Below are 12,501 nucleotides of genomic sequence, written 5' to 3'. Positions count from 1 at the left end.
TTCAACTCCCCGATCATCGCAAGGATGTTGCAGCGCCCTGCTGCGCCGCGCACGGTCCTATGTACGAGCAGTGACCGCCGTTGTGTTCAACCGCCCTGCGGATTTCTTTCCGAAACCTGTGCCACACAGCGCCCGCGACCTGCGCCACTGCCGCGACGGCGCTCGCATGAGCGTGCGTATCCCCGGACACGCGAACGCACGCGGATCAAACCGGCTACGCCCTGCTGTCCCTCCTTCGGGGCAATCCCCCGGCGCTCGGGCGTACGCCGGTGCGCCAAGGCCCATGATCTTCGTCGTGCATGGACCCGAACCGACCCAAGGCACCATCGCCATACGGGTGTTGTCCCTCGTCACGCTGGCATGGATGGTCGTCGGCGCCCCGGCGGGCACGGCGGTCGCCGATGTCTGCGCGTACGCGTCGACCGGCCCCGGCGGCACGGAGGCGGTGGCGGTCGTCAAAAGCGCCACCTGGCCCACTCCCGCGACCTGGCCCACCCACCCCTCGTGCCCGGCGCCCACACCGACGCCGACTCCCACGCCGACGCCGACACCCACGCCGACGCCGACTCCTGAGCCGCCGAAGCCCACTCCCGCCCCGGACCCGACGCCCACGCCGAAGCCACGGCCGACGCCGCCCCCCGAGCCGCCGCCCGCGCCGGCCCCTCCGGCCCCACCGGCTCCGCAGCCCGCGGCCCCACGGCCGGCACCCAAAGCCCCACCCAGCCCCACACCGACACCGTCGGCCGAGCCGACCCCGCGTCCGTCCGTGACCCCGGTGAGCTATCCGGCGTACCACCCCGCACCGCGCAAGCGGGCGACGCACGGTGCCACATCGCCGCTCACCTTCGTCCTGCTCATCACCGTGCCCGCGGTGGTCGCGATCGCCGCCCTGCGTCCGCGCTGATTTCTGGAGGCACCTCTTGCCGGAATGGCTTGTTCTCATCCTCGCGATGCTGGCTGTCTGCGTCGTGGTGGTCATCATCACCGTCGTTCGCCATCGGACGGCGGCGGACGACGAGGATCCCGACGAGACGCCCGACGTCATCGAGTACATGACGATGTGGATCGGAGTGGTCTACGCCATCGTCCTGGGCCTGGCCATCGCCGGTGTCTGGGAGGGCCGCAGCGCCGCGCAGGACCACGTCCAGGCCGAGGCGGTCGCCCTGCACGAGATCTCGGAGCGGGTCCGGGTCTATCCCACCGATGTCCGTGACCGTATTCGCGACGATGTCAACACCTATGTCGGACACGTCGTGAACACCGAGTGGAAGGTGATGTCCGACGACGGCAAGATCACCGAGCGCGGCACCGAGCTCCTCGACCGCATCCGCGAGGACGTCACCGACTACGAGCCGAGGACCGACTTCGAGGCGCAGGCCTACCAGCCGCTCGTCGACCAGGTCACCGCGGCGGACCAGGCACGCAGTGCCCGCGCCGGCGCGACCGGGGAGACGATGCCGGGGGTGGTGTGGTTCGGGCTGATCACCGGGGGCGTGGTCACGATCGGGATGATCTTCGTGCTGCAGATCCGGCGTACGGCACGGGAGCTGATCCTCGCCGGGCTGTTCTCGGCGCTGATCGCCTTCCTGCTCTTCCTCATCTGGGACTTCGACGCGCCCTACAGCCGGGGTGTCACCGCCTCGGCCGATCCGTTCCTGGACCTCTTCCCCCACATCGGCGGCTGACGGTCCCGCGCCGGGAGATCCTCGGGGGACGGCCGCCACACCGCGGCTGTCCCCCGATCGCGGCACCACCGTCCCCTGGACGGCCCACACGGTTGACCCGTTCGCGCTACTGCGATCGCGCCTGCGCATGCACCTTTCTAGCGTTTCGATCATCGAGGTGCATTTCTGGCGCAAGCGGAGAAGGTCCGCAGCTGCTCCTCGGGGACCGGAGGATCCACCATGCGCGCGATACGCGTCGCCTCGGCCGCGCTGCTGGGCGTCACCGCCCTGGCACTGGCCTCTCCCGCCGCTCACGCACGCGGTGACGAGCACACCGGCTTCCGGGCCAGTGTGCTGCCGACGACCATCGAGGCCGGCGGGCAGGTGTCCCTGCGCGTCAGAGGCTGCGACCAGGATGTGTACGTCTCCTCGGGGATCTTCGACACGGTGACGATCCGCAGGGGCCAGTATTCGGCCACGGCGGTGGTGGACCGGGACGCGCGCGCGGGCGCGGTGTACTCGGTGAAGTTCAGCTGCGGCACCTTCTGGCAAGAGGTGGACCTCACCATCGCCGAGGGTCGTCCGGGCCACCGGGTCCCGCCGCGGGGCGTGCACGCCGGTGAGGGTGGCAGCGTCGGCGGTTTCAACCTCCAGGAGATCGGGCTGGGCCTCGCGCTCATCACGGGCTCGGTCGGGGCGGCGTACCACTTCTCACGGCGCCGCACGGACGAGGACGGCGCCTGACCGGCCCCTCCCCCCCCAACCGCACGGACCACCCGCACAAATCACCCGCACAAACCTTCGCCCCGGACCCTTCGAAGGGTCCGGGGCGCATCAGCTCCGGGGATCGGCGGCGGTCAGATCCGCTTCTCGGACCGGCGCCGCATCCAGAACACTCCGCCGCCGACGACGGCCGCGGCCACGAGACCGCCGCCGATGACCATGTCGGTCGGGGTCGCCCCGGTGGAGCTGCTGCCGCCGATGCCGCCGCGGACACCGCCGATGACAGTGAAGGCGTTCGGCCGGGTCAGGGTGGAGCCGGAGCAGTGGACGGTGACGTCGTACGGGCCGGGTCTGGCGTTGGTGTGGACGGTCGCGGTGCCTCTCGATGTGGCGTTGGCGCCTCTGATCGGGAACAGCCTGGCCCGTGGGAAGGCACGGGAGGTCATGGTGCCGCCGTTGGGGCAGCCGTCGACCATGACGGTCAGCTGGCCGCCTCGGGCGATGACCCTGGGCAGCACGACGATATTGCTCGGGAAGAACCGGCCGTTGCCGCCGAAGTGCCCGCCGTGGCCGCCGTGGCCGCCGTGGCCGCCGCCATTTCCGCCGAAGCCACCGGGGTCGCCGCCGTTGCCACCGAACCCACCACCGTTGCCGCCGAAGCCGTCGCCGCCGAAGCCGCCATTTCCGCCGAAGCCACCGGGGTCGCCGCCGTTGCCACCGAACCCACCGCCGTAGCCGCCTCTGCCGTCGGCGTCGTTCATGCCGTCCCAGGCGACGGCCGCGGGAGCGGCGAGCCCGAGGACGGCGACCGCGGCGGCCGAGACCGCCAGGGAACGAGTAGTACGCATGTGATCCTCCGCGGAAGACGCCCCGGGACCCGTCCCCGGTCGATCGGCGAGAAAGCGCCTCCAAGAAAGACCCTCAGATGCCCTGCTCGCGCCCGCATTTCGGGAATGGTCCGTCCTGGTGAGAAGACACGCCGAAGAAAAACCACACAATCGGATATTGCCGCAGGTCACGCACTGTCAGAAAATTCCTGTTCGCGGCGACTCGGATGGCGCACCACGCCGGCGTTCGGGCCACCCGTTCGCTTCTGCCCCGTCGCTGGCGGTGTCCGCGGGACTTAGCGTTCTCCTATGCGCCATTGACGTGGCGACGGCCGCGTCGAGAGGGGAAGTCGAATGTCTGCGTACGAGGTGGCCGAAGAGGAGGAGCAGCGGAAGAAGCGCGCTCCTTGGGGCGTGATAGCGCTTGTTCTGCTGACCGGCCTCGCGCTCATTCGCAATGGTTCGGGAGAGTTCGACGAGGGGCCCCCGCAGCCCGCCTCGGCAGCCGCCGCGGAGGCCCGGACACCGCAGGGCGCCTTCCTGCGGGCCCCGGGCGCGCTGCCGTACGCCGCGCCGGACCGGGTCAGGATCCCGGCGATCCAGGTCGACGCGCCCATGATGCCGGTCGGCCTGGACGCGGCCGGGTGGGTCGACGCGCCGCCGCCGGAGGACCCGAATCTGGCCGGTTGGTTCACCGGTGCCGTCTCCCCCGGCGAAAAGGGCACCGCCGTGATCGTCGGCCATGTCGACAACACTCAGGGCCCCGCCGTGTTCTACGGACTCGGGGCCCTCAAGAAGGGATATCGCGTCGAGGTCGCCCGCAAGGACGCGAAGACGGCCGTATTCGAGATCTACGGCATCGAGGTCTTCGAGAAGAACGACTTCCCCGGCGACCGTGTCTACGCCTCCAAGGGCAGCCCCGAATTGCGGGTCATCACCTGCGGCGGCGGTTTCTCCAAGCAGAACGGCTACGACGGGAACGTCGTCGTCTTCGCCCGCCTGGTCGAGGTGCGCTGAGCGTCCCGGCCGGGCGGGCGCGGCCCGTCAGACGTGCCGCCGGCGCGGGACGGTGATGTGGTAGCCGTCGTCCAGCAGTTGCGGCAGATAGTCGCGCAGGGCCCGGACGCTCTCCGAGCGGTCGCCCCCGGCGTCGTGCGAGAGCACCACGACGCCGGGGGCGGCGCCGTTCTCGACCCGGTCGACGATGGTGCGGGCGCCGGGCTCGGTCCAGTCGAGGGTGTCGACCGTCCACGCCAGCGGCTCCATGCCCAGTTCGGCGCCGAGCTGGAAGGCCGCGCGGTTCCATGCCCCGTAGGGGGCGCGGAACCAGCGGGGCCACTCGCCGGACGTGTCCTCGATGACCGAGCAGGTACGTTTCATCTCGGAGCGGATCTGCCTCCGGGTGAGGCGGGTGAGCAGCGGGTGGGACCAGGTGTGGTTGCCGACGACATGCCCCTCGTCGGCCATGCGCTCCACCAGGTCCGGGTTCTCGGCGGCCATCTCGCCGCAGACGAAGAACATCGCGCGGACGTCGTATGCCTGCAGTGTGTCCAGGATGTCCGGGGTGTAGCGGGGGTCCGGGCCGTCGTCGAAGGTCAGCACCATGGTCCGGCCGCGGCCGAAGACACGCAGAAAGGGTTCGCGCCGCACGAGGAGCCGCCGTGCCGCGGCCCGCGGCGGATCGTGGCCGGTGAGGGGCTGCAGCCGGTAGGCGGAGGGCTTGAGGGCGCGGCGCGCCTCCGGGCCCGCGGCCCCGGCGGCGGGGCGGACCGGCTGGTCGCCCGCGCGCACCGTGAGCAGTCCGGCGGTGCCGGCCGCCCCGACAGTGGCGGCGCCGACGGCCAACGCCCGGCGCCGGGTGAGCAACTGATCCTTCTTCATGACTCATCAGTCGCCCCTCGGGGCCCCGACGCACCACGCCGACACCTCAGCGGCGGCATGGTTCCACCCGGGCGGCGTATGACGGTTCGTCAGGGAAACGGCGCGTGTCTCCCTGGTGGGCGAATCGATGAGAAGCCCGGCAACGGCTGCGGGACCTGCGGGCTCCGATAGCCTCACAGGCGTGACGGAACAGCAGCACTCGCCCTCGCAAGGGTTCGAACGGGGCACGGACGGGCCGAAGGTGATCGTCGTCGGCGTGGACGGCTCCGACTCCTCACTGCGGGCCGCGGCCTACGCCGGTGGGCTGGCCCGGCGACAGCGCGCGCTCCTCGCGATCGTGTACGTGCAGCCCGTGATGAGCGCCGGCGCGGCGCTCGGGGCGCCGGTCGCGGAGACGACGGACGAGATCGCCGAGGACATCGTCGCGCAGATCCGGGACGCGACGGAGCGCATGAAGGGGATATTCGACATCCGCTGGGAGTTCCACACGTTCCGTGGCGACCCCTACAACGGCCTGGTCAAGGCGGCCGACGAGCTCAAGGCGGACGCCGTGGTGGTGGGTGCGTCGGAGCAGGCGGGCCACCGGATCATCGGGTCGGTCGCGATTCGGCTGGTGAAGGCGGGGCGGTGGCCGGTGACGGTGGTGCCGTAGCCGTCAGCCGGCGTGCACCCGCTGAAGCTTCTCCCACACCCCGGCCTCCTGCCATTCGGCCAGCCGCCGCCAGCAGGTAGGCCCCGAGCCGAAACCCAACTCCTGCGGCAGGTACACCCTGCAGCGTCTTGCGGTCGTCGATCCGTTTGCGCCCCGGGTAGCGGAAGCGCGACTTCCGCCGTGTCATGGGCACCCCCACACAGCACGCCGGACAGATCCGTCATGGCGTCCTTGTGCCAGGACACCACCAATTGACCTTTCTCGCCCCACCGGGGGTGCCGTTCCGGGAACTCTCGATTACTTCCGCTAATTCACGCATTAGCAGATGGGGGTTGATCGATCCTCGGCCACCCCGCAGAGTCTTGGGTGAACAAGGAATTGCCCCAGCACACCGAAGAGGAAATTCATGAACAGGATCTCTCGCCGGGCCGCCCGCCTGCTTGCCGCGGGAACCTTCGCCGCGGCGATCCTCGCCGGCACGGCCACCGCCGCCTCCGCCGCTCAGGCGACCGAACTCACCCCGCAATGCTCCGGCGGCTGCGTCCAGTCCTTCCCGGACGGATTCCAGGTGTCCTCCGCCGCCGCAGAGCCGGTAGCCATCACGCCGCTGTGCGGCGGCGGATGCATCCAGAGTGCGCCGGACGGGCTGTCCCTGCCCGCGGAACTTACCCCCATGGGAAATTACGAGCCCAACTGATGGCAGCCGGGTGTCAGTATGCACACGCATGATCTCAACGATTAGCGGGCCTTATGCATGCATTAGCAGACCGGCATTGTTCCTCATTTGTCCCAGGACAAGAATAGGCGGCTGAGTTCCATCGCCCATTCTGTTGTCCAGCTGGAAGGTCCTCGATGGGAACAGCCGTCAAGCCCCGTCGTGCCCTGCGTCTCGTCGTCGCCGCGGCGATCACCGTGACCGCGGCGCTCACCGCTCCGGCGGTCAGCGCCGCGTCGGCGCCGGCGCCGAGACGATCCCCGTCCCGGGTGCGCCCGGGCTCGGGGACCCGCTCTTCCCGCTGGACGGCAACGGCGGCTATACGGTCGACCGCTACGCCCTCGACTTCGACTGGCAGGCACCGAGGACACCGTTCGAGGCAAAGGCCACCGTCCGGGCCACCGCCACCCAGGAACTGTCCCGGTTCAACCTGGACTTCGCGGGCAACACCCTGCACAGCGTCACCGTGAACGGCATCCCGGCCGAAGCCGTGCGCGAGGGCGACGAGTTGGTCGTCACCCCCTGGCTGCCGCTTCCGCGCAGCCGCCCCTTCACCGTCACGGTCACCTACACCGCCGATCCCACTCAGATGCGTCATCGCGACGACGCGATCGAGGACTACGGCTGGATTCCCACGCCGGACGGCACCGTTGTCTACCCGCAGCCCAACGGTGCAAAGATGATCTTCCCGTCGAACGATCACCCCAGCCGGCGCGCTCCCGTCACCTTCCGGATCACTACGCCCGACGGGCTGACCGCGGTGGCGAACGGCAAGCTCGTCTCGCGTGAGGCGCGCCCCGGGGACCGGGTGCGCTGGACGTACGACTCCGAACAGCCGGTCTCCACGCAGCTGGTGCAGATAGCCGTCGGCAAGCTCACCGCCGTCGACCGGCCGACCACCAACGGCGTCCCCATACGCGACTACGTCCCGAACGATCTCGTGGACCGGACCGACGCGTATCTCAAGCTCACCCCACAACACCTCAGGTGGCTCGAACAGCGCCTCGGCGCCTACCCGTTCAAGAACTACGGAGTGCTGGTCGGGGACACCGACCTCGCTGTCGCGCTGGAGACCCAGACGCTCTCGCTGGTCCCCAAGGCCGACCTGCTCGGCACCGAGGTCGACGCCGAGCGCACCCTCGTCCATGAGCTGGTCCACCAGTGGTTCGGCGACAGCGTCGCCCTGCGCACCTGGTCGGACCTGTGGCTCAGCGAGGGCCACGCCCGTTTTTACGAGCGGCTCTACTCCGAGGAGCACGGGGGCGCCAGTTTCGAGGCCGCCATGAAGACCGCGTACACCAACCACAACGTGTGGCGCCGTGACTTCGGCGCCCCGGCCGAGCCCACCGAGCCCAACCTGTTCAAGCGGATGCGCTACGACGGCTCGGCCCTCGTGCTCTACGCGCTGCGCGAGAAGGTCGGCGCCGAGACCTTTCAGAAGATCGACCGGGCCTGGGTCACGCAGTACCGCGGAAAGACCGCGAGCACCCAGGACTTCGTCGGCCTGGCGTCCGCGATCTCGGGCGAGGACATGGAGTCCTTCCTCCGCCCCTGGCTGTACGGGCCCACGACGCCTCCCATGCCGAACCACCCCGACTGGGTGGCGACCCCGTAAACCGGTAATCCGTAACGCGTACCCCGTAAGGAGAACGGCTACGGGGCCTGCCCAGCGAAGCGGGCCTCTGCGGCTAGGAGGCCGTCGCTCCCGTCAACGTCGTTCCCCGCGCGACCGCGGCACGCTTCGCCCCCGTCGCGCGGGCGGCCGACTCCACGAACGCGCGGATCGTCGCGTTCTCGCGGGCCGACTGCCAGACCGGGACCACCACCATGGGCGGCATATCGGGCACCGGGACGACGGTGAGGCCCGGAAAGGGCACCCGTTCAAGGAGGTTGGCGACCGTCAGGTGCAGACCGCGGCCCTGCGCCACCAGCGCGAGGATGTCCTCCACGGGCAGGTCCGGTGTGCCCGTCAGGCGGCTCATGTCCTCGGCGGTGTGCCGCAGCGCCCGGCCCGAGCCGGTGTGTGTGGGCAGCCACCGTTCCCGCATCCGGGCGCTCACCGTGTCCGGCAGCCGCAGCAACTCGTAGGGAGTGAGGTCGTCCAGGGTGATCGCCGGACGCCGGGCCAGCGGATGCGTCGACGGGACCAGCACCCCGCGTGGCACCGCGGCGAGCACCGGGCCGACGACCAGACCGGGAGCCTCGACCGCGCTGCCGTCCCCGCCCGGCGACCACCACAGCGCCAGATCGATGTCGCTTCCTTCCGTGAGCGGCTCCATATTCCCGCCGGCCTGGTACACGAGGCTGTTGATGACCACCTCGCAGTGCGGATGGCCGTCGCCGAAGGTCGACACCAGCCGTTCGGCGAACTGGCCGCCCATCGTCCACTGGTAGCCGATCCGCAGCCGGTCGCCCACCTGCCGGGCCACGTCACGGCACTCCCGCAAGGTGGTCGTCAGCCGGTCGTAGCCGTCCGCGGCACCGGCGCGGAACTGTTCACCGAGCGGCGTCAGACACACCCGTCGGCTGCTGCGCTCGAACAGCGCGCCGCCCACCTCGCGTTCCAGCGCCTTGATGATCTGGCTGACGCGTCCCTGGGACACGTTCAGACGCTCGGCGGCGCGCCCGAAGTGCAGCACACGGGCTACTTCCAGAAACGTCTCCACATCACGCAGTTCCACCTGCTCGCCCCCCGTCTCACCACAGCAGTCGGGCCCCAGATGTACAGGCCGGTCGTTGTTCGGAATCGGCCGAGTGGTCCAGAACAAACGGATACCGAACAATGGGGTCTCGTTCCGGACGCAGGATCCGGCCGTACATCGGGGGAGGCTGCGGCGATGCCTCGTGGAGAGCGCCCGCTTGAGGCGGGGGACGCGCGGATAGTGAAGTTCGCCGCGGAGTTGCGGCAGTTGCGGCAGCGGGCCGGCCGTCCGACCTACCGTCAACTGGCCGAGCGGGCGCACTACTCGGTGTCCACGCTGTCCGGCGCGGCGTCGGGGAAGGGACTTCCGACGCTGGCGGTGACCCTGGCGTATGTGCGGGCCTGTGACGGGGACGAGGCGGAGTGGGAGCGGGCGTGGCACGCGCTGGCGGCCGAGGTCGGCGCGGACGGCCCCGCACCGGACGCGGACCGGCCCGACAGCCCGGCGCCCTACGTGGGACTCGCGGCCTACCAGGCGAGTGACACCGAGTGGTTCTTCGGCCGTGAGCGGCTGGTGGACGAACTGGTGCGACGCCTGCGCGGGCAACGCCTGATGCTGGTGATCGGGGCCTCGGGATCGGGCAAGTCGTCGCTGCTGCGCGCCGGTCTGGTCCCCCGGCTGCCGGCGGGCGCGACGGCGGTGGTGTTCACCCCGGGCGCCCGTCCTATGGAGGAGTGCGCGGTACGGCTCGGCGCCGCGGCGGACATCACACCGGGACGCCTGTACCAGGAGCTGGTGGACGACCCCGCGAACCTGGGGCGGGTCGCCCGGCAGATCAGCGCCCGCTCGGACGCGGGCGACGGTGACGAAGCCGACGGCGAAGTCGTCCTGGTTGTCGACCAGTTCGAGGAACTCTTCACGCACTGCGCCCCGGGGGAACGCGATCACTTCATCACGGCGCTGCTCACGGCGGCGACCGCCGACGGCAGCCGCTGCCGGGTCGTGCTCGGTGTGCGGGCGGACTTCTACGCGCACTGCACCCGCCATCCCGACCTGGTGGCGGCGATGCGCGACGCGCAGGTACCGGTGGGCCCCATGGGTCTTGAGGAACTGCGGCGGGCGGTGGTCCAGCCCGCCGTACGCGCCGGGCTGACGGTGGAAGGCTCCCTCCTGGCGACGCTCGCGGCCCAGGCACTCGGGCAGGCCGGTGTGCTGCCGCTGCTGTCCCACGCGCTGCTGGAGACCTGGCGACGCCGACGCGGGAACGCGCTGACGCTGGAGGCGTACCGGGCGACGGGCGGCCTGGAGGGTGCGCTGGCCCGTACGGCGGAGGAGTTCTACGCGGAGCTGAGCGACGAGCGGCGGGAGCTGGCGCGGCAGGTGTTCGTCCGGCTGACAGCCCTCGGTGAGGGAACGGAGGACACCAGGCGCCGCGTACCGCTCGGCGAGCTGGCCCACCTGGGCGTACCGGCTCCGCCCGGCCCGGACAGCGAGCGGGTCCAGGGCACTGGCCCCGGCCCGGGCCAGGACATGGCCGAGGACGTCGGGGCCGTACTGGAGAGCGCCGCCCGCGCACGGCTGCTGACACTGGACAAGGACCGGGTGGAGCTGACGCACGAGGCGTTGATCCGCTGCTGGCCCCGTCTGCACGGCTGGCTCACCGAGGACCGGGAGCGGCTGCGCGTCCTGCGTCAGCTCACCGAGGCCGCCCGGACGTGGGAGTCGCTCGGCAGGGACCCGGACGCGCTGTTCCGCGGCGCCCGGCTGGCCCTGGTGCGAGAGGCCGGCGACCAGGTGCTGTCCGGCGAGGAGCATGCGTTCCTCGACGCCAGTGCCGCCGCCGAGCGTGCCGAGTCGGCCCGGGGGCGGCGACGCGCACGCCGGATGCGCCGGCTGACCGCGCTGCTGGCGGTGCTGCTGTCCGTGGCCGTCGCCGCGGCGGGGCTGGCGCTGCGCGCGCGGGACGAGCTGACACGGGAGCGGAACACGGTGCTGGCGCGGGAGGTCGCGCTGGAGGCCGTCGCGCTGCGGCAGGCCCGGCCGGCGCTGGCGACCCAGCTGGGCGTGGCCGCGGACCGCCTCAGCTCCAGCGCCACGACCCGTGACGCGCTGCTCGGTGTCACCGCGGCTTCTCTGCTGGGCCACGAACAGGCGGTCAGCGCGCTCGCCTTCCGGCCGGACGGACGGATGCTCGCCACGGTCGGCTACGACTACACCGTACGGCTGTGGGACCTGACCGTTCCGTTCCGTCCCGTTGCGGTGGCCGAGTTCCAGGGCGGCCCCGACATCATGACCGCGGTGGCGTTCAGTCCGGACGGGCGCCGACTCGCCACCGGCGGGCGCGACCGGACCGTCCGGCTGTGGGACGTCTCCCACCCCCGGCGCCCGGCCCAGCTCCGCGTCCTGCGGGGGCACACCGACATCGTGTTCTCCGTCGCCTTCAGCCCCGACGGGCGCACGCTGGCATCGGGGAGCTACGACCACACCGTGCGCCTGTGGGACACGACGTCTGTGTCCGCCGCGAGCAGACCGGTGGTGCTGCGCGGCCACCGGCTCAACGTCAAACCGATCGCGTTCAGCCCGGACGGGCGCCTGCTCGCCTCCGGCAGCGACGACCGCACCGTCCGCCTGTGGGACGTGACCAGCCCGCGCCGCCCCAGGCAACTGGGCGTGCTGGCCGGTCACCGCGACTTCGTCGACGCCGTGACCTTCAGCCCGGACGGACGCACTGTCGCCTCGGGCAGCGACGACCGCGCGATCCGGCTCTGGAACATCGCCGATCCCCGCCGCCCCCGCGTGAGCGCCGTGCTCACCGGGCACACCGATGTCGTGTCCTCGGTCGCGTTCAGCCCGGACGGGCGCCTGCTCGCCTCCGGCAGCACGGATCGCACCGCACGGCTGTGGGACGTCACGGCGACGGCCCCGCCGCGCCCGCGGTCGGAACTGACCGGCCATCTGGGCGCGGTCAACGCGGTGGCCTTCCGCCCCGGCGAGGGCGCCCCGGTGCTCGTCACGGGCAGCTCGGACCACACCGCCCAGGTCTGGCGGACCGACTGGTCCACGGCCAGGGAGGCGGCGTGTCAACGCGCCCGTCCGGTGATCACCGCCGCCGAGTGGAAACGCCGGCTGCCCGGGATCCCGTACAACCCGCCGTGCGGCCGCTGACACGGACGGCCGCTCAGGCCAGCAGCCCCCAGCACCTCCAGAGCCGCCGACCTTCGTCCCACTCGTACAGAACAGGCCGCTTGCTGACCTCCCAGTCGATCCGGGCCAGCTTCAGATCCGCTGCTGCTTCTGCCCCTCCTGCTCGGTCAGCCTGCGAACCCTGACCGGCTCTGCCATCCCGCCTCCCCGCGCCGATCGGACGTGTCGTCACATCCAACCGATGCGAGGCCAG

General features: G+C 71.1%; 10 protein-coding genes and 2 pseudogenes. 8 read left to right on the top strand and 4 right to left on the bottom strand.

The window, feature by feature from the left end; all coding sequences use genetic code 11:
* The first annotated feature begins 295 nt into the window (after positions 1-295).
* From QQY66_RS45045 to QQY66_RS45035, 3 genes are all read left to right on the top strand, one after another.
* Positions 296-904 carry a hypothetical protein gene (locus QQY66_RS45045; RefSeq protein ID WP_301986259.1) on the top strand — a complete coding sequence of 203 codons (609 nt, stop codon included), beginning with the start codon at positions 296-298 and terminating at the stop codon, positions 902-904.
* Between the two features lie 46 nt (positions 905-950).
* Positions 951-1,685, top strand: coding sequence for a DUF4239 domain-containing protein (locus QQY66_RS45040; RefSeq protein WP_301986258.1), 735 nt, complete (start codon positions 951-953; stop codon positions 1,683-1,685).
* 219 nt (positions 1,686-1,904) lie between these two features.
* Entirely contained in the window at positions 1,905-2,408 is a 504-nt protein-coding gene (locus QQY66_RS45035; protein WP_301986257.1) for a hypothetical protein, read from the top strand.
* A 113-nt stretch (positions 2,409-2,521) separates the two neighbouring features.
* Here QQY66_RS45035 and QQY66_RS45030 read toward each other — a convergent pair.
* Positions 2,522-2,920: pseudogene (locus QQY66_RS45030) on the bottom strand (hypothetical protein); the annotation flags it as partial.
* Positions 2,921-3,568: 648 nt separating this feature from the next.
* Here QQY66_RS45030 and QQY66_RS45025 point away from each other — a divergent pair.
* On the top strand, positions 3,569-4,231 hold the full coding sequence (locus QQY66_RS45025; RefSeq protein ID WP_301986255.1) for a class F sortase: 663 nt from the start codon (positions 3,569-3,571) through the stop codon (positions 4,229-4,231).
* 27 nt (positions 4,232-4,258) lie between these two features.
* Here QQY66_RS45025 and QQY66_RS45020 read toward each other — a convergent pair whose 3' ends face one another.
* Positions 4,259-5,095 (bottom strand): polysaccharide deacetylase family protein, encoded by an 837-nt coding sequence (locus tag QQY66_RS45020; RefSeq protein WP_301986253.1) that lies wholly within the window; start codon positions 5,093-5,095, stop codon positions 4,259-4,261.
* A 181-nt stretch (positions 5,096-5,276) separates the two neighbouring features.
* Between QQY66_RS45020 and QQY66_RS45015 the strand changes: the two genes are divergently transcribed.
* Positions 5,277-5,747: a universal stress protein gene (locus QQY66_RS45015; protein ID WP_301986252.1), complete on the top strand. Its 471-nt coding sequence runs from the start codon at positions 5,277-5,279 to the stop codon at positions 5,745-5,747.
* 24 nt (positions 5,748-5,771) lie between these two features.
* Here QQY66_RS45015 and QQY66_RS45010 read toward each other — a convergent pair.
* A pseudogene (locus QQY66_RS45010) lies at positions 5,772-5,934 on the bottom strand (IS5/IS1182 family transposase); the annotation flags it as partial.
* A 219-nt stretch (positions 5,935-6,153) separates the two neighbouring features.
* Between QQY66_RS45010 and QQY66_RS45005 the strand changes: the two are divergent.
* Together QQY66_RS45005 and QQY66_RS45000 are read left to right on the top strand one after the other, a co-directional pair.
* Positions 6,154-6,444: a hypothetical protein gene (locus QQY66_RS45005; RefSeq protein WP_301986251.1), complete on the top strand. Its 291-nt coding sequence runs from the start codon at positions 6,154-6,156 to the stop codon at positions 6,442-6,444.
* A 133-nt stretch (positions 6,445-6,577) separates the two neighbouring features.
* The gene (locus tag QQY66_RS45000) at positions 6,578-8,077 is read left to right on the top strand and encodes a M1 family metallopeptidase (protein ID WP_301986250.1); all 1,500 of its coding nucleotides are present in this window, start codon (positions 6,578-6,580) and stop codon (positions 8,075-8,077) included.
* Between the two features lie 73 nt (positions 8,078-8,150).
* Here QQY66_RS45000 and QQY66_RS44995 read toward each other — a convergent pair whose 3' ends face one another.
* A complete protein-coding gene (locus tag QQY66_RS44995) occupies positions 8,151-9,143 on the bottom strand; it encodes a LysR family transcriptional regulator (protein ID WP_301986249.1) in 993 nt (330 codons plus the stop codon).
* 156 nt (positions 9,144-9,299) lie between these two features.
* Between QQY66_RS44995 and QQY66_RS44990 the strand changes: the two genes are divergently transcribed.
* The gene (locus tag QQY66_RS44990) at positions 9,300-12,269 is read left to right on the top strand and encodes an XRE family transcriptional regulator (protein ID WP_301986248.1); all 2,970 of its coding nucleotides are present in this window, start codon (positions 9,300-9,302) and stop codon (positions 12,267-12,269) included.
* Positions 12,270-12,501: the final 232 nt, after the last annotated feature.

The organism is Streptomyces sp. DG2A-72, from assembly GCF_030499575.1.
Taxonomy (GTDB): domain Bacteria; phylum Actinomycetota; class Actinomycetes; order Streptomycetales; family Streptomycetaceae; genus Streptomyces.
The sequence above is the reverse complement of the archived record's forward strand: the minus strand, read 5'-3'. Positions and strand labels throughout refer to the sequence as shown.